Here is a 19,238-nt window from a genome sequence, read left to right on the forward strand (position 1 = left end):
GACACGCAGGTGATCTCGCCGGGAAAGGATTCGAACATGGCCGCAACGATGACAACCGCGCCGGCGGATCTGACCGAGCGCCAGTGGCAAATTCTGGCGACGATCGCCTCTTCGGTGAGCGAGCGGGGCTACTCCCCCACGATGCGCGAGATCGCCTCGGCGGTGGGCCTAGCATCGCCCTCGTCGGTCAAGCATCAGCTCGAGGCGCTGGAGACCAAGGGCTATATCCGGCGGGATCCGAAATCCCCGCGCGCGATCGTCATCGACGACAAGGCGCATGCGGCGCTCGGCACTCCGGGAGCGGGCGGCGGGCCCGGGGCCGATGATGAGCCGGGCGGCCCGGACGAGATCTCGGCCGCGCGGCAGGCGGGGCGAGGAGGGGGGCGGCCCGCGGCGCAGCATCGCGCCCAGCAGGCGGCGATCGACTTTCTGGGCGAGGCGGCAATTGATACGACGCCGGTGCCGCTCGTCGGGCGAATCGCTGCGGGCGGGCCCATCCTCGCCGAGCAAATGATCGAAGACGTCTTCACGCTGCCGACCCAGCTCGTCGGCTCAGGCGAACTTTTTATGCTGCAGGTCCAGGGCGATTCGATGATCGACGCCGCGATCTGCGACGGCGACTGGGTCGTCGTGCGGCAGCAGGATGACGCCGACAACGGCCAGATCGTGGCGGCGATGATCGACGGCGAGGCGACGGTCAAGACGCTGCGACGCAAGGACGGCCACCAGTGGCTGATGCCCGCCAACTCCGCCTACACCCCGATTTGGGGCGACGATGCGCGGATCCTTGGCAAGGTCGTCTCGGTACTGCGGGCGCTCTAGCCGGATTGCTCGCGCAGGCGCGCGAGGGCGTTTTTCGCCAGGCGGGTGTCGCTCGTCGGCCACATCTGCGGCATCGAGGCCGCGAGAAAGCCCCCGTAGCGAGCGATCTTCAGCCTCGGATCGAGCACCGCGACGACGCCGCGATCACTGTGCGTGCGGATGAGGCGGCCCGAGCCCTGGGCCAGCATGAGCGCGGCATGCGTCGCCGAGACCGTCATGAACGCATTTTGGCGGCGCGAGGTCGCCAGCTCGTTACGCGCTTCGATCATGGGATCGTCGGGCCGCGGGAACGGGATCCGATCGATGACGACGAGGCGGCAGGTGGTACCCGGCGCGTCGACGCCCTGCCACAGGCTGAGGGTGCCGAGCAGGCTCGCGGATTCGTCGGCGAGGAAATCATCGACGAGCTGGGAGAGCTGCCCTTCGCCCTGGACGTAGACGGGCGTATCGATGCTCACGCGCAGCCGTTCGGCGGCGCGTTCGGCGCCGCGACGCGAGGAAAACAGGCCGAGAGTACCACCGCCGGAGGCCTCGACGAGTTCGGCCATGACGTCCAGGGCCTCTTCGCTGATGCCGTCCCGGTCCGGGCGCGGCACGTGCGTCGCGATGTAGATGATGCCCTGCTTGGCGTAGTTAAACGGCGAGCCGACGTCCAGATCGGTGACGGTATGGTTCGCCAGCAGGTGCGCCCCGACTTCGGCCTTCGCGGCGGCGAAGGAGCCGCCGAGGCTCAGCGTCGCGGACGTGAGCACGGCGCCGCGTTCGGCCAGCAGCTCGTTCGCGATGAGCGGCGCGACGTCCAGGGGCGAGATGTTCAGCCGCGGCGCCTCGCTGCCATCGCGACCGCGATCGATCCAGGCGACGTCTGCGCCCGAGGTGATGCCCTCGGACAACACGCGCACCGCCATCTCCGACAGCTCAAGCAGCGCGGCCTTGGCTTGGGCGCGGGCGCCGGAGGCCTCGGGATCGGCGGTGCGGCGCGCGCCGGGGGCGGCCGAATCGCTCCGGCCCGCTTCGGCGGCCTCGGAGGCGGCGGAGCCGAGCAGCAGGAAGGCGTCGTGCAGCGCGGGGCTAAGGGCGCGCAGCCGGCCGGCGGGCGCCTCCTCAATTGCCTCTTCTACCGCCGCGACGGCGTCATCGAGGTGCGTCGTGGGGAATTCGCGGGCGGCAGTGCGGTGCAGCCGCGCGAGCATCGCGCCCGAGATCTGCAGCGTGCCCGCCTGGGTGACGCGCGAGACGAGATCGTGAGCTTCGTCGACGATGAGCGCGTCGAAATCCGGCAGGACGGGCACCTCGGAGGCGGCCTGAATGCCGAGCAGCGTGTGGTTAGTGACGACGAGATCGGCCTCGGCTGCGCGGGCGCGGGCACGCACGGCGAAGCACTCCTCGAACAGTTCGCAGCGCGAGCCGAGGCACTCTTGGCGGGAGACCGAGACCTGGCGCCAGGCACGATCGTGCACGCCGGGCGTGACGTCGTCGCGGTCGCCGGTTTCGCTCTCCTTGGCGAATTCGCGCAGCCGCAGGATCTGATCGCCGAGGGTGCCGGCCGCGGCGGCGGTATCGTCCTCGGTGAACAGCGTCTCGCCCTCGTCGGGATAGCCGCCGTTCAGCTTGTGCAAACACACGTAGTGGTGCCAGCCCTTTTGGACGGCGACGGTGATGGCGCTGCCCGTGGTGGCGCGCACCGCCTCGGCGGCGAGCGGCGCGTCCTTGATGAGGATTTGGCGCTGCAGCGCGAGGGTGGCGGTGGCGACGACGACGCGGTTGGCCTCGCCGGTGGCGAGCGCCGTCATCGCGGGCACGAGGTAACCGAGCGACTTACCGGTGCCGGTGCCCGCTTGGATGAGCGCGAGGTGGCCCTCGCTGAGCGTCTCGATCACGCGCTTCGCCATGGCCGACTGGCCGGGTCGGGGCTCGCCACCAAGGTCCGCGACGGCGGCCGACAGCGCGCGCTCCGTGAGCTCGGCGGGTTCCTGCCCCGTCATGACTGATCGGCGGCGGCCAATTCGCTGGCGAGATCCGGGTGGGCGCGGCCCACGATGTGCGTGCCCGCCTCGGTGTGCTCGAGCGAGTCGATGTCCCCCTCGGCGTGCATGTGCGAGACGAGATCCCCGCGCGTGTAGGGAATCGTCACGTCGACGTCGACATCCGGATACGGCAGCGCCTCCGCGATGCGGGCGATGAGTTCGTCGATGCCGGCGCCGGTGCGCGCTGAGGTGAGCACGATGCCCGGGAACGTCGAGCGCAGCGTGAGCTTCGTCGTCTCATCGATGAGGTCCGATTTGTTCCCGACGATGATCGTTGGCAGGTCACGCGCGCCCTCGATATCGTGCAGCACGTCATTGACGGCCGCGACCTGGGCGAGCGGGTCGGGGTGGGCGGCGTCGAGGACATGGACGATGAGATCGGCCTGGCCGACCTCCTCCAGCGTGGAGCGGAAGGCCTCCACAAGCTGGTGCGGCAGGTTGCGCACGAAGCCGACGGTATCGGCGATCGTGTAGGTGCGCCCGTCGGGGGTCTCGGCGCGGCGGACCGTCGGATCCAGGGTGGCGAACAGCTGGTTTTGCACGAGCACGCCCGCGCCCGTCAGGCGGTTGAGCAGCGCGGACTTGCCGGCGTTCGTATAGCCCGCGATCGCGACGGAGGGCACGTGGCCGCGGCGGCGCGAGGCGCGCTTCGTCTCGCGGGCCGGCGCCATATTCGCGATATCGCGCCGCAGCTTGGCCATGCGGGTGCGGATGCGGCGACGATCGAGTTCGATCTTCGTCTCGCCCGGGCCGCGCGAGCCGATGCCCTCACCGGAGGCGGCGCGACCGCCCGCCTGGCGTGACATCGATTCACCCCAGCCGCGCAGGCGTGGCAACAGGTACTCCAGCTGGGCGAGCTCGACTTGCGCCTTGCCCTCTTTTGACTTGGCATGCTGGGCGAAAATGTCGAGGATGAGCGCGGTGCGGTCCACGACCTTGACGCCGACGACATCCTCCAGCCCGCGGCGCTGGGAGGGGGCAAGCTCGGTATCGACGATGACGGTATCGGCGCCGAGATCAGCGACGAGGCGCGCGAGCTCCTTGGCTTTGCCCGACCCGAGGAACGTTGCCGGGTCCGGGTTCGCGCGGCGCTGCAGCAAGCCGTCGAGCACGGTGGAGCCGGCGGTCTCGGCGAGCGCGGCGAGCTCCTGCAGGGAGACCTCCGCGTCGGCGGCGGCCCCGTCGAAAATGCCGACGAGGACGACGCGCTCCAGGCGCAACTGGCGGTATTCGACCTCGGTGACGTCATCGAGTTCGGTGGACAGGCCCGCGACGCGTCGCAGCGCGGAGCGTTCGGCCTGCTCCAAGGTGTCACCGGTGGCTTCCGCCTCATCGGTGTCCTCGGTTTGCAGCGCCGCCGCGGCGCGGGCGAGAACGCGGGCGACCACGTCCTCGGTGCGATCGTTTTCGCGGGTCATATCGTCCTTTCGGTAACTAGGGGTTGTGTGCCGAGTGCGCGGGGCGAATCGGCTCCCCCCAGCTTGTCACGAAAGCGGCGAGCGGTCGCCTTGTTTTTGCAATCGGCGTAGGGCGGGCCGGTTTCCTTACGCGCGCGGGTGGGCGCGCGAGGGACCGGCGAGGTTTCCTTATGCGCTCATGCGTAGGGCCTGCCGCGTCCACGCACTCACCCTCACCGGAGAGGTTTCCTTACGCGCGCGGGCGTAGGACGGGTGCTCTTTCCTTATGCGCGCGGGTGCGCGGGCGCGCGGGGGGGCGCGGCGACGTTCGCACCAGGGCAGGTGCGGATGGGGAGGCGAGCGTAGTCGGGCGGGCGAGCGAGCGGCGTCGCTACGATAGGTGCGTGGCCCACTACTTTTCCTCCTCCCCCGATTCGGACGCCAAGCGCACGCCCATCCGCGTGGAGCTCGCCGACAGAGACGTCGACGTCGTCACCGCGGCCGGCGTCTTCTCCCCCGGGCACGTCGACCTCGGCACGCGTCAGCTGCTGCGCGCCGCAACCGAGCTGCCCGAGCGCGGGCTTTTCATCGACGTCGGTTGCGGCTGGGGGCCGATCGCGCTCGACATGGCGCTGCGGCGGCCGCAGGCGCGCGTCGTCGCCGTCGATGTCAACGAGCGGGCACTTGAGCTCACGCGCGAAAACGCCCAGCACCTCGGCACAACGAATCTCGAGGCAATGACGCCGGAGGAGGCTGCCTCGCTCGCGGACATCGACGTGATCCGCTCCAATCCGCCGATTCGCATCGGCAAGCAGGCGCTGCATGAGCTGCTGGCGGCGTGGCTGCCGCGCCTTAGCGAAGATGGCGTCGCGGAGCTCGTCGTCTCTAAAAACCTCGGCGCGGATTCCCTCGCGGCCTGGATCGGCGCGGAGCTCGGCCTCGCGTGCGAGAAACTCGCGAGTCGCAAGGGCTTTCGAATCCTGCGCGTGACGCGCGGCGCTAGCTCAGCAGGGTGACGGCGCGGCGCTAGCTCAACAGGGTGACGTCGGCGACGAGTTCGGCCGGCCCCGTGAGGTAGACGTCCTCGCCGTCGATCTCGACGACGAGGGTGCCGCCGGGCACGCGCACCTGCCAGATCGCAGGCGCGCCCGCACCGGCCCAGTGGCGCACGGCGAAGGCGGCGGCGCACGCGCCCGTGCCGCACGAGCGCGTCTCACCCACCCCGCGTTCGATCACGCGCATATCGATGACGCCCTGCCCGTCGGAGGTTTCGCCACCCGGCACGACGAGCTCGACGTTGGTGCCGGCGCGCGGAGCCGGATCGATTTGCACGTCGGCCTCGGACAGCCACGGCAGGGCGGCAAGATCGGCGGCGTCGGGTAGCGCGACGACGACGTGCGGGTTTGGTAGCGCAACCGATAGGCCGGGGCGCTGGCCCGCGATGCCGGCGATGGTGACGGCGACGTCGAACCCGTCGCGCTCGGCGATGTCGCGGGCGGGCATGATGGCCCGGCCCATGGCGACGCGAAAACCCCCGGCAACCGCGTCGACGGTAACGATGCCACCGCGAGTTTCGATCCGGGCGGGCGCCGAAAATTCGTGCAGGCCGCGCTCACGCAGGTATGCCGCCATCGCGCGGATGCCGTTGCCGCACATCTCCGCGTAGCTGCCGTCGGCGTTGCGGTAATCCATAAAAAAGTCGCCCTCGCGCGCGGGTGCGATGCGGATGAGGCCGTCGGCGCCGATGCCGAGGCGGCGGTCGCACAGGCGCCGAACCTCGGCGTCGGTGAGCGGCTCGCTAACACCGGCGAGGTCGGCGTACAGGAGGAAGTCGTTCGCGGTGGCGTGCGCTTTGGTTAGCTGCATGCTTCAAGCATAGGGGCGAGATCGAAGCCCTCGCTCGCACCGGCAGCGCTGCTTGCGCCTGCCGGACCGCTCGTGCCAGCAGCGCCGTTCATCTCGAGCCAGGTGATGCGGGGATCGGCGCGGAACCAGGTGGATTGCTTTTTCGCCAGCTGGCGGGTGGCGAGCGTAATCGCCTCGCGGGCCTGTTCGGCGCTGAGCTCGCCGCGCAGGTAGGCTGCCGTCTGCGCATAGCCCGTCGCCTTGGCGGCGGTGCGTCCCCACCCGGCGGCCATGAGCTGCTCGGTTTCCTGCGCGAGGCCCGCGCGCCACATGGCCTCGGTGCGCGCGGCGATGCGCGCGGCAAGGGCATCCGCCGCAAGCGCGCACCCGAACTGGTGGGTGGGCGCGACGTAGCGGCGGCGCGGCATCGTCGCGGAAAACGGCCGGCCCGTGACCTCGAAGACCTCCAGCGCCCGCACGACGCGGCGCACATTGGCGGGGTGCAGCCGCTCGGCAGAGACCGGATCGACCGCCGCCAGCCGCGCATGCAATGCCGCGGGCCCCTCACGCTCGGCTTCGGCCTCCAGGCGCGCTCGGATCGCCGCGTCGGTGCCGGGAAAATCGATCTCATCGAGCAGCGCGCGCACGTACAGCCCGGAGCCCCCGACGACGATCGGCAGGTGGCCGCGGGAGCGGATCGCGGCGATATCGGCGCGGGCGTGGCGTTGGTAGGCGGCGACGGAGGCCTCCTCGCGCACGTCGAGCACGTCGAGCTGGTGGTGGCGCACCTCCGCGCGCATCTCGGGTTCGACCTTGGCCGTGCCGATGTCCATCCCGCGGTAGAGCTGCATCGCGTCGGCGTTGATGATCTCGGCGTCGCGGTAGCGCGGCGCTGCTCCAGCGCGGATCGCGCGCACGAGCGCGAGGCTCGCCGCGGTCTTGCCCGTGGCCGTCGCACCGACGATCGCGATGATGGTCATGATTGCGTGCCCCCCTAGGGCCGGCGTAGGCTCGGCATCCCCAGTCCGACGGCGGTGGTGGGGTGCTCGCTCGCCTCGCGGGCCTCGCGCGCGGCGGCCTGCGCGGCCTGCCAGGTATCGCCCGCCCGGGTAGGTTCGACCTCGAACAGCCCGCCGGCAAACGCGGAATCGGCGACGAGGTAGTGCGGCGCGCCGTGGGTGACGCGGGCGCGCACGATATCGCCCGGACGCGGCACGGGCCCGGCCAGCTCCGGCGGCAGCGCGACGTGTACGAGCCGGTTATCGCGGGCGCGCCCCGAGATCCGCTCGCTCGCCTCGTCCTTGCGGCCGGAGCCATCGGCGACGAGGACCTCGACGACGCTGCCCTGCAGCGCCTCGTTTTCCTCCGTCGAAATCCGATCCTGTAGCGCGATGAGCCGCTGGTAGCGCTCGGTCACGACGTCGGCGGGCACCTGGTCGGTGCGGTCGGCCGCGGGCGTGCCGGGGCGCGGCGAGTACTGGAAGGTGTAGGCCGAGGCAAACCGGGAGGCTTCGACGACGGCGAGCGTCTGCGCGAAATCCTCCTCGGTCTCGCCTGGGAAGCCCACGATGATGTCCGTCGTGATGGCCGCATCCGGCATCTTGTCGCGCACCCGCTCAAGGATCCCGAGGAACTTTTTCGACCGGTAACTGCGCCGCATTTGGCGCAGCACGGCATCGGAGCCGGACTGCAGCGGCATGTGCAGGCTCGGCATGACGTTCGGTGTCTCGGCCATCGCGTCGATCACGTCGTCGGAAAATGCCGCCGGATGCGGCGAGGTGAAGCGCACCCGCTGCAGGCCCTCGATCTGGCCGCAGGCGCGCAGCAGCTTGGCGAAGGCGCCGCGGTCACCAAAGCCCACCCCGTAGGAGTTGACGTTTTGGCCAAGCAGCGTGACCTCGATCGCGCCGGCGTCGACGACGGCTTGAATCTCGGCGAGGATGTCGCCCGGGCGGCGGTCACGCTCCTTGCCGCGCAGGGAGGGCACGATGCAAAACGTGCACGTGTTATTGCAGCCGACGGAGATGGAGACCCAGGCGGCGTACGGGTTCTCGCGCTTGGTGGGCAGCGTCGAGGGGAAGACCTTGAGAGACTCCTCGATCTCGACGGCGGCCTCGTGATTGTGGCGGGCGCGCTCCAGCAGTACCGGCAGCACGTCGATATTGTGCGTGCCGAACACGACATCGACCCACGGCGCGCGGTGGACGATCTCCTCGCGCATTTGCTGGGCGAGGCAGCCGCCGACGGCGATCTGCATGCCGGGGCGCTCCCGCTTGACCGCGGCGAGCTGGCCGAGGTTGCCAAACAGGCGGGTGGCCGCGTTTTCCCGCACGGAACAGGTATTGACGACGACGATATCGGCGCCGCCATCGCCCGCGTCGGTCGCGCGCGCCGCGGCATCGGGCACGAGGTCGACCGGCGTGTAGCCGGCGTCGACCAGCAGCCCGGCCATGCGCTCGGAGTCATGCACGTTCATCTGGCACCCGAGGGTGCGCACGGAAAAAGTCGTGGGAGTCATCGCCCCGATTCTAACGGCGTTATGGCCCGTTGCCGCACCCGCTGCGGTGATCGCTGGCACAATGGAGGGCTAACGATCCAAGGAGGAGACCATGCCAAAGCGCAAACGCTCGAAGGAGCGCGCGGCGCCCGCACCCGCTCATCGCTCCCCGGACGTCTCACCGCTTTCGCTCTCCCCCACCGCCGAACGCCCCTATGCCGGCGAGATCCAAACGATCGACGACGAACGCCTCGCACGCAACCTCGCGCACTACCTGATCGACGAGGACCGGCCCGTGCCGATCGTCGTGCTCACGACGAAGCCTGGCGAGACCACGCCCGCGATCCCGCCCGGCCCGCTCGTGGCAGCCGCGGCAGGCAAGGCCGACGTCGTCGTCATGGTCACGGGCGATGTCTCGCGTGCCTTCGAGGCCGATATGCCGGCGGGCACGCACGTCTTTGGCGGCGCTGGTCGCGTCTACCCGACGGGCAGCAAGTGGACGTCCGCGCCGCACACCTCGCGGCTGCGCCTGATCACCGGCGCCCGCACCCCCGAGATTGCTAGCCGCGATCTCGTGCGCGATCTCACGCACCACATTCGCGCGGTGGCGGCCCGACGCAAGCGCCTGGAGCGCGAGGAACGCGCCCGCATCCTTAACTCGCGCCCGGCCGCGGCCGCGGGCAGCGTCGAACTCGCGAACGCCACCTACACCGTCGTCGGGGAACGCGCCGCCGAGCGCCTCGCCACGCGCCTGATGCACCCCGAGCGCGATTTCCCGCTGCTCGTCATCTCTATCCCGACGGGCCAGCTCGCGCCGAGCATCGACGTCGCGCAACTTGAGGACCACCTCAAGGGGCTCGTCGAGATCGCGCTCCTACCCACCGATCGCACCTCCTGGCGGCTCGCGGACATGCTGCCGCCGGGCACGAACGTCTACGGCGGCGCGGCCCGCGTCTACCCGCCGGGCACGCAATGGATGCAACGCATCGACCTCGCGCCGCTGCGGTTTTCCTACGGCCCCGACGATGAGGCCGCCGCGACCGACGTGCTGCTTGCCGATGCAATGCGCGTCGCGCGACTGCGCACCCACGGCGCCGCGACCCGCCCCGCCAGCGGCATCGTGCGCGGCCTCGTGGACGAGACTCGCGCGCTCGTAGAGTTGAGCGACGGCGTCTACTGCACGATCTGGTCCGACCTCACGCTCGCACAGGCGCCGCTGTCCTCGCTGCTCGCCGTCGATCAGCGCGTGAGCGGCATTCTCGACGAGTCCAGCCGGCGGCTCGACATCACCGACATGCTCACGAAGCCCACGCTCGACTACTCCCCCGGGGACGTCGTTCTCGCGCGCGTGCGCGACGTGCGTCCCGCGCGCGTGTCTCTCGCGCTGCTACCGGGCGTGGAGGTCGTCGTCCCGCGTGAGCTCGTTACCTCCAATCCGCGCGATGCGCTCACCTCGCTGTTTTCCCTCGACGAGGTCGTCGCCGCGCGCGTCGGACGCGATGAGGACGGCGAGCTCATGTTGCGCCTCGATGACGTCGACGACGATGAAGTGGCGGTGCGCCCGCCGGCCCTGACCCGCGGCGGCCCGCCCTGGCTCAGCCTCACCGGCCCGGAACCGGAGGAGGATGAGGAGGAAAGCGTCGACTGGGACACGCTCGTGTCCTGGCGGGACGACGAAGGCCAGCGCGAGGCGAGCGCCGCGAGCCCAGCGCCGAGCCCCGCGCCCGGGCCTACCCCCGCACCTGTACCGATCCCCACGCCGAGCGCGATCGCGTCCCCCAGTGCACCCGCCGCGCCAACCGCGCCGCTGCCCGCAGCAATGCCGCCGGGCGCGGCCGCCCGGATCGCCGATCTCACTCAGCGACTGCGCGACGCCGACCGCCAAAACGTCGCGGTGCGCGAGCGCGCCGGCAAGCTCCGGCTGCGCATCGACGCCCTAGAAAAGGATGTCCGCGCCCTGCGCACGGACCTGCGCCAAACCAAACGCCAGCTCGCGGCCAAACGCCTCGCGGGCTGGGGCGGCGATGAGGTCAGCGTCGAAGAGATGGTGCGCTTCGCCGTCTTTCGCGCCTGGCGTACCCGCCTGTCAACCGGCGAGCGCCGCGGCGAAACCCTGCCCGATTACACGCTCGGGCCCGATTTCCTACCCACGGTCAAACAGCTGCACGGCCTGGACCAGGCCAAGCTCGTCGACGTTATCGTCGACGTGCTGACGGGCCGCGCCGCCGAACTCGACTCGCGCGCCCTGCACCGGCTACGCACCGGGCCGGGCGGCGATGACCCCTACCGCGAGCGCGCCGACGGTGCCAAGGCCTACCGCGTCGCGCTCGAACGCAACAGCCCCTCGGCGCGCCGGCTGCACTACTGGAAGCTCGGCGAGGTCTACGAGTTCGCGCGCGTCGTCACCCACGACGACATGCGGATCTAGGCGATCGCCGCCTCGTCCAGGTCGGTCCGCGCGGCGAGCTCGCCCGCTGCTGACGGCGCAAGCAGCGCGATCCGCACGTCCTGCCCGTCGAGGCGGAAGTCGACGTCTGCCTCGCCCGCGTCGGGATCAAAGTGCGCGATGAGCAGCCCGTTGGGATCTGCGGCCCAATCCCGCCCCTAGCTCAGTCCCACAATGTTGCCCTCGGAATCGAGGTCGATCCGCTCGGCGGCGGGATGCGAGGACAGGCCCGGCATCGTGCGCATATCGCCGCAGATCGCGTAGATATAGCCGGCGCCGGCCGCGAGCCGGACCTGGCGCACGGGCAGGCGCCAGCCCGTCGGCGCGCCGAGCAGTTTCGGATCGGCCGACAGACTCAGGTGCGTCTTCGCCATGACGATCGGTAGATCGCCGTAGCCGAGCTCGGTGAACTTGGCGAGCTCGCGCCGGGCCGCGGGCGCGAAGTCCACGCCGTCGGCCCCGTAGACGCTCGTCGCGATCTTCTCGATCTTCGTCTCCAGCGGTTCATCGTCGCGATACAGCGGCGCAAAGTCCACCTCGAAGGTCTTAAGCGCCGTCATGAGCGCCCGCGCGAGCTCGACGGCCCCCGCCCCGCCGTCGGCGACGTGCGTGGAGCGCGCCACCTCGGCGCCGGCCTCGCGCGCGATCGCCTCAATCTCGGCGAGCTCCGAATCGTGATCGGTCGGGAACACATTGATCGCGACGACGGGGGCAACCCCGAAGGAGCGCACGATGTCGATGTGCTTGACGAGGTTTGCGGCGCCCGCCCGCACGTCCTCGACGTTCTCGGCGAGCATCTCCTCGGGCAAGGGCTTACCGGGCACGACGGAAAAGCGCCCCGAGTGGGTCTTCAGCGCCCGCACCGTGACGACGAGGACGGCGGCGTCGGGCGCGAGGCCCGAGGCGCGGCACTTGACGTTGAAGAAGCGTTCGGCGCCCATGTCCGCGCCGAAGCCCGCCTCGGTGAGCAGCACCTCGCCCATGTGGATGCCGATCCGGTCGGCGACGACGGAGGAATTGCCCGTCGCGATATTGCCAAAGGGCCCGGCGTGGATGAGCACGGGCGTATTTTCGGTGGTTTGCAGCAGGTTCGGGTCGATCGCCTGCCGCAAAATGACGGCCATCGAACCCGCGGCCTTCAAATCCTCGGCGGTGACGGGCTTGCCGTCGTAGGTGTAGCCGATGACGATGCGCCCGAGCCGCTCGCGCAGATCGGTGAGATCGGAGGCGAGCGAGAGGATGACCATGACCTCCGAGGCCGAGGTGATGTCGAAGGAGGATTGGCGCGTCACGCCATCGCCGCGCGCGCCGAGCCCGATGACGACGTTGCGCAGCGAGCGGTCATTGACGTCGAGCACGCGCGGCCAGGAGATCGCCCGCGGGTCGATTCCCAGCTCGTTGCCGTGGTGCAGGTGATTGTCGATCATCGCGGCGAGCAGGTTGTGCGCCGCCGTCACGGCGTGAAAGTCGCCCGTCAGGTGCAAGTTGAGGTCTTCCATCGGAACGACCTGGCTGTAGCCGCCGCCGGCTGCGCCGCCCTTGATCCCGAACGTCGGGCCCATCGACGGCTGCCGCAGCGCGAGCGTCGCGCGCGTACCGATCTGCTGCAAGCCCTGTGCCAGCCCCACGGCCGTCGTCGTCTTGCCCTCCCCGAGCGGCGTCGGCGTCACCGCGGTCACGACGACGTACTTGGCGCGCTCGCGGGCCGCTTCCTCGGTCACGGCCGCCGTCGGGACTTTCGCGACGTGGTGGCCGTAGGGAATGATCGCCTCCGGATCGAGCCCGGCAGCTGCGGCAATCTCTGTTAGCGGCCGGAGTTCAGCGGCCCGGGCAATCTCGAGGTCAGATGGCAGTGTCACGCGGAAACCTTTCACGTCGTTGTTCTCGGTGCGCTTGCACGCACCCTCAGCTTAAACGTCTCACCCGCCGCTGTCCCCATCGCCGCTGGCTGCGCCCGACAACAATTGTGGCCAAACTGTGACCCGGCCGACATGACACAGGTCACTTAAGTGCGGTAGGTTCACCGTCATGGCCTCTTCCGACATGCCCCTCGTCGCCCTGCACGATGTCAACAAGCACTTCGGCGACCTGCACGTTTTACAGGACATCAACCTCGCCATTAATCCCGGCGAGGTCGTCGTTGTGATCGGTCCTTCGGGCTCCGGCAAGTCGACGCTGTGCCGCACGATCAACCGGTTGGAGACGATCGACTCCGGCACGATCACGATCGACGGGCAGGAGCTTCCCAAGGAGGGCAAGCAGCTCGCCCAGTTGCGCGCGAAGGTCGGGATGGTCTTCCAGTCTTTTAACCTCTTCGCCCACCGCACCGTGCTCGATAACGTCATGCTCGGCCCGATGAAGGTGCGCGGCATCAAGAAGCCCGAGGCGAAGAAGCGCGCGATGGAGCTGCTGGAGCGCGTCGGGGTCGGAAACCAGGCCGAGAAGTACCCCGCGCAACTCTCCGGCGGCCAGCAGCAGCGCGTCGCCATTGCCCGCGCCCTCGCCATGGACCCGAAGGTCATGCTCTTCGACGAGCCGACCTCCGCGCTCGACCCAGAAATGATCAACGAGGTCCTCGACGTCATGACGGACCTTGCCAAGGGCGGCATGACGATGATCGTCGTGACGCACGAAATGGGCTTTGCTCGCAAAGCCGCCGACCGTGTCGTGTTCATGGCCGACGGCCAGATCGTCGAGGAAGCCGAACCCGACACCTTTTTCACCAACCCCACGTCCAACCGGGCCAAGGACTTCCTGTCCAAGCTCATCACTCACTAAAGGAGACACCTCATGCGGACGACTACCAAGATTGCGGCGGCGATGGCCGCCGCGGCACTCGCCCTCGCCGGGTGTGCGTCAAACGACGGCAACGGGGGCGGCGATAACGCATCCGGCGACGGCGACAAGGGCAAGATCACGATCGGCATCAAGTTCGATCAGCCCGGCCTCGGCCTGAAGGAAGGCGCCAACTACACCGGCTTCGATGTCGACGTCGCAAAGTACGTCGCCAAGGAGCTCGGCTACAACGAAGACCAGATCGAATGGAAGGAATCGGTCTCCGCCCAGCGCGAGAACATGATCGCCAACGGTCAGGTCGACATGATCGTCGCCACCTACTCCATCACCGATAACCGCAAGGAGAAGGTCGCCTTCGCAGGTCCCTACTTCGTCGCCGGCCAGGGCCTGCTCGTGCAGGAATCCAACTCCGATATCTCGGGCCCCGACAGTCTCGACGGTAAGAAGCTCTGCTCGGTCGCGGGTTCCACCCCGGCCGAACGCATCAAGGAAGAGTACTCCCAGGGCGTGCAGCTGCAGGAAGCCCAGGGCTACTCCGAGTGTGTTGAACTGCTCGGCTCCGGCACCATCGATGCCGTGACGACCGATGACATCATCCTCGCGGGCTTCGCCGCCCAGGACCAGTACCAGGGCAAGCTCAAGCTCGCCGGCACGCCATTTTCGGAAGAAAACTACGGCGTCGGTGTCAAGAAGGACTCCGACATGTGCGAAAAGGTCAACGAGGCCCTCACCAAGATGATCGACGACGGCTCCTGGGAGAAGTTCCTGAAGGAGAACATGGGTGAGAACTACAAGCCCAACGAGTCGACGAACCCGCCGAAGCCCGGCGGTAACTGCAGCTAAGTCACGATGATTCCGGCCGCGGGCCCAGCGTCCGCGGCCGGAACACATCTAAGGAGAGGAAGAGCGCAGCCCCCATGGGTGAACTGTTAGCCAACTACGACGTCGTCGGGGCGTTTTGGGTCAACATTCAGTTGACCTTCTTCTCCGCGATCGGCGCCCTGATCCTTGGCACGATCCTCGCCGTCATGCGGATCTCGCCCTCGGCCGCGCTGCGCGCCGCGGGAACCGCCTACGTCAACCTCGTACGTAACACTCCACTCACTCTCATCATCTTGGGCTGCTGGCTCGTGCTGTGGGGCCAGCTCGGCGTCAATGTCTCCTCTGACCTGCAGCGCAATAACTTTTGGATGGCCGTCATTGGCCTGGCCGTCTACACCGCGGCCTTTGTGTGCGAGTCGCTGCGCTCCGGCTTCAACACCGTGCCCGTCGGCCAGGCAGAGGCAGCCCGCTCGATCGGACTTGGATTCGCCCAGACGGTGAACCTCGTCATCCTCCCCCAGGCCTTCCGCGGCGCAATCGCGCCCCTTGGTAACACCTTGATCGCCCTGACAAAGAACTCGACCGTCGCGGCCGCCGCCTCCGTGCTGCAGGCCTCGACAGTCATGCAGCAGATGATCGAATTCGACTCCAACCAGGGACTTGCCATTTTCATGGTCATCGCCCTCGGCTTCGTTGCCATCGTCTTTCCCATGGGCCTGCTGTTCACCTGGCTCTCCAAGCGTCTGGCGGTGGCCCGATGAACCAGCTGCAAAATCTCTTTGACGTTCCCGGCCCCCGCGGCCGCCGCAACCTCGCGATCCTCAATACCCTCGGCGCATTGCTCGTCGGCGGCATCGTCATCGCGATCATCATCTTCCTGGTCAACAAGGGCCAACTCGCGGCCGCGGCCTGGCAACCCTTTTTCACCGCCGAGGTCTGGAGCGAGTACCTCATTCCGGGCCTTCTTGCCACGCTGAAGGCCGCGGTCATCGCGATCGTCACGTCGAATATTCTGGGCCTGCTGCTTGGCATCGGGCGCCTATCCGCCATCGCGCCCATTCGCTGGCTGTGTGGCATCATCGTCGAGTTCTTCCGGGCCGTGCCCGTGCTCGTCATGATGATCTTCTTCTACTTCATGCTCTCCGAACTCGCGAACCGCACGGGCGTGATCTCCTCATCCGACGCACCGTTTTACGGCGTGGTCCTGGGCCTGACGCTCTACAACGGCTCGGTCATTGCCGAACTCGTGCGCTCCGGCGTCTATAACCTGCCCAAGGGCCAGCGCGAGGCGGGCAAGGCTATCGGGCTGCGCCACGGCCAGCTGCTGCGCCATATCGAATTGCCGCAGGCACTCGTGGCGATGATGCCCGCCATGGTCTCCCAGCTCGTCGTCATCCTGAAGGACACGGCCCTCGGCTACATCGTCGTCTATCCCGAACTCCTGCGACAGGCAAAGCTCGTCGGAACCTCGTATTCCAACCTGCTGCCCGCCCTGATCGTCGCGGCACTGATCTTCATCATCGTCAACACTCTGCTCGGTTTCACGGCCGACTGGCTGCAGCGCAAACTCTCGAGCCGCACCGCCGGGGGCGCGATGGCTGCCAACGCCGAGATGGTGACAGACGTCGATCCCTCGGTGCTCGTCGAGGGCGACTAGCCGCGAGGCGCGGAAGCTGCCATCTTCTGCAGGGCGCGCCTTACGTCGCCTTCCATGATGAACTGCAGATCCGAGGTGAGCCGGACGGGATCCGCCTGCATGTCGGTCGCGAGCCAGTGCAGGAAGTGACCGAGCACGCTCGACGTGTCCTGACAAACAGCGCGGTAGCGGTCTACCCGGTGAAGGTCATTCGGACACGTCGTCGCAATCCGCTTCGCGATGAGCTTTACGACAACACACCGCAGTTCCAGGAGATCGTCGCGCAGCACAAGCCCATTGAAACAGGGGACGGGGTGCTGCGTACGGAATTAGCGGTCTAGCCCTTGCCCGCGATCACGCCGAGATACAGATTTTCCCCGGAGACCGTCACGGTTTCCGGGGAAGTTCTCTTTGTTGGTGTTTAGTCGCGACCGAGCGCCTCGTCGATGACGCGATACGCCACCGACGAGCTGTGGCCCTTGCGGCCGAGTGCTCCAAGGAGTCGGCGCTTTTGCACATCGCGCGGGGCGCTTTGCATGGATGACTGCCTCATCCGTTTGGCGACGATTTCGCGGGCCGCCTGGAGTTCATCATCCTCGTCGACCTGCTCGAGAGCTTCCGACGCTGCCGCGCCGGTAATGCCTTTCTTCATCAGCTCGGCACGCAGGGCTTTGCCCGCGAGTTGGCGCTCTGCGTGCCGTGTTCGCACGAGCATCGCAGCGTAGGCCGCATCGTCGATGAGACCGACCTCTTCGAAGCGGTCCAGCACGCGGTCGGCGATATGGTCCGGGACGAGCTTTTTCGCGCACAGCTCCGCGAGTTGGGAGCGGGATGCGGAGGAGCGATCGAGTCGATTCAAGATGATCGTGCGCGCGATCTGTTCGGCTTGCTCATCGCTGACCGGCTGCGGGTCTTCGCCCTCGCGCTCGGGCTCCCGCTGCCAATGGGAGCGCGCCCGCCCTCGACGGACGGGCGCGCGCTCCTCGTCTGGCTCAATCCACGGGTTCGTGGTCGGCTCTGCCATGACTTACAGCCCCGCGGGAACCTCGTTGGCGACGTTTTCCGCCTGCTCGGTTCCGGCAACGATGATGCCGAGGGCCGACAGGATCTTGTGCTCAATCTCGGCGGCGAGCTCGGGGTTGTCCTTCAGGAAGCGGCGAGCATTCTCCTTGCCCTGGCCGAGCTGGTCTCCCTCGTAGGTGAACCACGAGCCGGACTTTCGCACGATCCCGTTATCGACGCCGAGGTCGATGAGGCTACCCTCGCGGGAGATGCCCTGGCCGTACAGGATGTCGAACTCTGCCTGCTTGAAGGGCGGAGCCATCTTGTTCTTCACGACCTTGACGCGGGTGCGGTTGCCGACGGGCTCGCTGCCTTCCTTCAAGGTCTCAATCCGGCGGACATCCAGGCGAACCGAGGAGTAGAACTTCAGTGCCTTACCACCGGTGGTGGTCTCGGGAGAGCCGAAGAAGACGCCGATCTTCTCGCGCAGCTGGTTAATGAAGATCGCCGTGGTGCCGGATGCAGACAGGGCGCCGGTGATCTTGCGCAGGGCCTGGCTCATGAGGCGGGCCTGCAGGCCGACGTGGCTATCGCCCATCTCGCCTTCGATTTCGGCCTTTGGCACGAGCGCGGCGACGGAGTCGACGACGATGATGTCGAGCGCGCCGGAGCGGATCAGCATGTCCGCGATCTCCAGGGCCTGCTCGCCGGTATCCGGCTGAGAGACCAGCAGGGCGTCCGTATCGACGCCGAGCTTCTTGGCGTATTCCGGATCCAGGGCGTGCTCCGCGTCGATGAAGGCCGCGACTCCGCCGGCACGCTGGGCGCTCGCCACGGCGTGCAGCGCAACCGTCGTCTTACCGGAGGATTCCGGCCCGTAGATTTCAACGACGCGGCCGCGGGGCAGGCCGCCGATTCCGAGGGCGACATCGAGTGCGACGGAGCCGGTGGGGATGACGGCAACGGGCGGACGGTTGTCATCGCCGAGGCGCATGACGGAGCCCTTGCCGAAGTTCTTATCGATTTGCGCGAGTGCGGCTTCTAGGGCCTTGCTGCGATCAGCCTTGGGTGCGGCCATGGTGTTCCTTCCATCGAGGCGGCTCTCCGCCGACGTATCCTTCAGGTCGTTTCTGAAGGTGCCGCCCTCTCCGGGTGGCGACCTGGGACCACCGTATGCCCGACCTGTGACATTGCGGCGGGCGAAGATTCCAGTTGTGGATAACTCTTCGCCTGGTTATTCCCACAGCAAGCATAAGGCGAACACGTGTTCGAAGCGCAACCGGGATGGGCGTGTCGTGATTTTTATCCGGAGCGGCCGGCGCGTCGCTCTCGAGTGAGCGAGCGGTGATAGAAGCGAACCTCGTCGTCTGCTTCCATCTCGTCACAAAACGCGGCCCACACCCTGGCTGGATCAATGCCGTCGGCGAGGGCTGCATTCATACTTCGGCCGCCGAACTGCACGAGGGCAAGATCGGCGGCCAACGAAGTACCGAGGGCCTCACCGTAAGTTGCGGTGAGAGCCTCGAAAAGCTCGGAGCGACGCACGTTAGGCGCGTGGCATCGCCGGAGCGAGGTTTGCCGGAATCGTGTCAGGCACGACGACGGCGGCTGCCTGCTCGGCGGCATTGACGCGCAGCGCCACGTCCTTTAGGAAATGGGACAGGCGATAATCGAGCGCGTCGCAGATCGAAGCGAGGAGTTCACTGGAGGCTTCCTTCTGACCGCGTTCTACTTCGGATAGGTAACCGAGGGAGACCTGCGCTGCAGAGGAGACCTCCCGCAGGGTGCGTCCCTGATCGAGACGGATCTCGCGCAGAACCGCACCGATGACCTCGCGCAGCACGATCGGCTCAGCGGCCGGGGCCGCCAACTGCCGCATAATGGCACGAGGGTTGGAGCGTTGTGCCGGTCGGGTGCCGGCGCCAGGGTGCGTCATATTTTTCATCAT

The 19,238-nt window shown here is 67.9% G+C and carries 19 protein-coding genes; 8 read left to right on the forward strand and 11 right to left on the reverse strand.

Going from position 1 to position 19,238, the window contains the following annotated elements; genetic code table 11:
- Positions 1-36: 36 nt before the first annotated feature.
- The gene (gene lexA / locus MUN85_RS04640) at positions 37-822 is read left to right on the forward strand and encodes a transcriptional repressor LexA (protein WP_250505601.1); all 786 of its coding nucleotides are present in this window, start codon (positions 37-39) and stop codon (positions 820-822) included.
- Here the strand turns inward: lexA and MUN85_RS04645 are convergent.
- Complete coding sequence (locus MUN85_RS04645; protein WP_250505602.1) at positions 819-2,807, reverse strand: ATP-dependent DNA helicase; 1,989 nt, start codon at positions 2,805-2,807, stop codon at positions 819-821. The two genes, lexA and MUN85_RS04645, sit on opposite strands and share 4 nt — an antisense overlap.
- The gene (hflX, locus tag MUN85_RS04650; protein WP_250505603.1) at positions 2,804-4,267 is read right to left on the reverse strand and encodes a GTPase HflX; all 1,464 of its coding nucleotides are present in this window, start codon (positions 4,265-4,267) and stop codon (positions 2,804-2,806) included. The genes MUN85_RS04645 and hflX overlap by 4 nt, the downstream gene beginning before the upstream one ends.
- Before the next feature lie 383 nt (positions 4,268-4,650).
- On the opposite strand from hflX, the gene MUN85_RS04655 reads away from it, so the two are divergent.
- Positions 4,651-5,262: a class I SAM-dependent methyltransferase gene (locus tag MUN85_RS04655; RefSeq protein WP_250505604.1), complete on the forward strand. Its 612-nt coding sequence runs from the start codon at positions 4,651-4,653 to the stop codon at positions 5,260-5,262.
- A gap of 10 nt (positions 5,263-5,272) precedes the next feature.
- Here MUN85_RS04655 and dapF read toward each other — a convergent pair whose 3' ends face one another.
- From dapF to miaB, 3 genes are read right to left on the reverse strand one after another with little or no spacing between them, the layout of a single operon-like run.
- Complete coding sequence (dapF, locus tag MUN85_RS04660; RefSeq protein ID WP_250505605.1) at positions 5,273-6,112, reverse strand: diaminopimelate epimerase; 840 nt, start codon at positions 6,110-6,112, stop codon at positions 5,273-5,275.
- The gene (gene miaA / locus MUN85_RS04665; protein WP_250505606.1) at positions 6,103-7,071 is read right to left on the reverse strand and encodes a tRNA (adenosine(37)-N6)-dimethylallyltransferase MiaA; all 969 of its coding nucleotides are present in this window, start codon (positions 7,069-7,071) and stop codon (positions 6,103-6,105) included. The genes dapF and miaA overlap by 10 nt, the downstream gene beginning before the upstream one ends.
- Positions 7,072-7,085: 14 nt before the next feature.
- Positions 7,086-8,609: a tRNA (N6-isopentenyl adenosine(37)-C2)-methylthiotransferase MiaB gene (miaB, locus tag MUN85_RS04670; protein WP_250505607.1), complete on the reverse strand. Its 1,524-nt coding sequence runs from the start codon at positions 8,607-8,609 to the stop codon at positions 7,086-7,088.
- Positions 8,610-8,700: 91 nt separating this feature from the next.
- Here miaB and MUN85_RS04675 point away from each other — a divergent pair, with 91 nt between their 5' ends.
- Entirely contained in the window at positions 8,701-11,016 is a 2,316-nt protein-coding gene (locus MUN85_RS04675) for a S1 domain-containing protein (RefSeq protein ID WP_250505608.1), read from the forward strand.
- Between the two features lie 176 nt (positions 11,017-11,192).
- On the opposite strand, the gene MUN85_RS04680 is transcribed toward MUN85_RS04675, so the two are convergent.
- The gene (locus MUN85_RS04680; RefSeq protein ID WP_431603546.1) at positions 11,193-12,893 is read right to left on the reverse strand and encodes a formate--tetrahydrofolate ligase; all 1,701 of its coding nucleotides are present in this window, start codon (positions 12,891-12,893) and stop codon (positions 11,193-11,195) included.
- 169 nt (positions 12,894-13,062) lie between these two features.
- On the opposite strand from MUN85_RS04680, the gene MUN85_RS04685 reads away from it, so the two are divergent.
- The 4 genes from MUN85_RS04685 to MUN85_RS04700 all read left to right on the forward strand — a co-directional run bounded on the left by MUN85_RS04685 (position 13,063) and on the right by MUN85_RS04700 (position 16,309).
- Entirely contained in the window at positions 13,063-13,812 is a 750-nt protein-coding gene (locus tag MUN85_RS04685) for an amino acid ABC transporter ATP-binding protein (protein WP_250505609.1), read from the forward strand.
- Positions 13,813-13,824: 12 nt separating this feature from the next.
- Entirely contained in the window at positions 13,825-14,673 is an 849-nt protein-coding gene (locus MUN85_RS04690; RefSeq protein ID WP_092564788.1) for a glutamate ABC transporter substrate-binding protein, read from the forward strand.
- A 74-nt stretch (positions 14,674-14,747) separates the two neighbouring features.
- Entirely contained in the window at positions 14,748-15,413 is a 666-nt protein-coding gene (locus tag MUN85_RS04695; RefSeq protein WP_250505610.1) for an amino acid ABC transporter permease, read from the forward strand.
- Positions 15,410-16,309: an amino acid ABC transporter permease gene (locus MUN85_RS04700; RefSeq protein WP_250505611.1), complete on the forward strand. Its 900-nt coding sequence runs from the start codon at positions 15,410-15,412 to the stop codon at positions 16,307-16,309. Before MUN85_RS04695 ends, MUN85_RS04700 begins: the two co-directional genes overlap by 4 nt.
- Here the strand turns inward: MUN85_RS04700 and MUN85_RS04705 are convergent.
- Positions 16,306-16,446: a hypothetical protein gene (locus MUN85_RS04705; protein ID WP_250505612.1), complete on the reverse strand. Its 141-nt coding sequence runs from the start codon at positions 16,444-16,446 to the stop codon at positions 16,306-16,308. The genes MUN85_RS04700 and MUN85_RS04705 overlap by 4 nt on opposite strands.
- Between MUN85_RS04705 and MUN85_RS04710 the strand changes: the two genes are divergently transcribed.
- Positions 16,435-16,629 carry a hypothetical protein gene (locus MUN85_RS04710; protein ID WP_250505613.1) on the forward strand — a complete coding sequence of 65 codons (195 nt, stop codon included), beginning with the start codon at positions 16,435-16,437 and terminating at the stop codon, positions 16,627-16,629. The two genes, MUN85_RS04705 and MUN85_RS04710, sit on opposite strands and share 12 nt — an antisense overlap.
- 80 nt (positions 16,630-16,709) lie before the next feature.
- On the opposite strand, the gene MUN85_RS04715 is transcribed toward MUN85_RS04710, so the two are convergent.
- From MUN85_RS04715 to MUN85_RS04730, 4 genes are all read right to left on the reverse strand, one after another.
- Positions 16,710-17,312, reverse strand: coding sequence for a regulatory protein RecX (locus tag MUN85_RS04715; protein WP_250505614.1), 603 nt, complete (start codon positions 17,310-17,312; stop codon positions 16,710-16,712).
- 3 nt (positions 17,313-17,315) lie between these two features.
- Positions 17,316-18,368, reverse strand: coding sequence for a recombinase RecA (gene recA, locus MUN85_RS04720; protein ID WP_092566147.1), 1,053 nt, complete (start codon positions 18,366-18,368; stop codon positions 17,316-17,318).
- Between the two features lie 224 nt (positions 18,369-18,592).
- On the reverse strand, positions 18,593-18,835 hold the full coding sequence (locus MUN85_RS04725; RefSeq protein WP_250505615.1) for a DUF3046 domain-containing protein: 243 nt from the start codon (positions 18,833-18,835) through the stop codon (positions 18,593-18,595).
- 1 nt (position 18,836) lies between these two features.
- Positions 18,837-19,235 (reverse strand): helix-turn-helix domain-containing protein, encoded by a 399-nt coding sequence (locus MUN85_RS04730; RefSeq protein WP_284500915.1) that lies wholly within the window; start codon positions 19,233-19,235, stop codon positions 18,837-18,839.
- Positions 19,236-19,238 lie beyond the last annotated feature (3 nt).

The sequence above is a fragment of the Bowdeniella massiliensis genome, assembly GCF_023634005.1.
GTDB classification, from domain to species: Bacteria; Actinomycetota; Actinomycetes; order Actinomycetales; family Actinomycetaceae; genus Bowdeniella; species Bowdeniella massiliensis.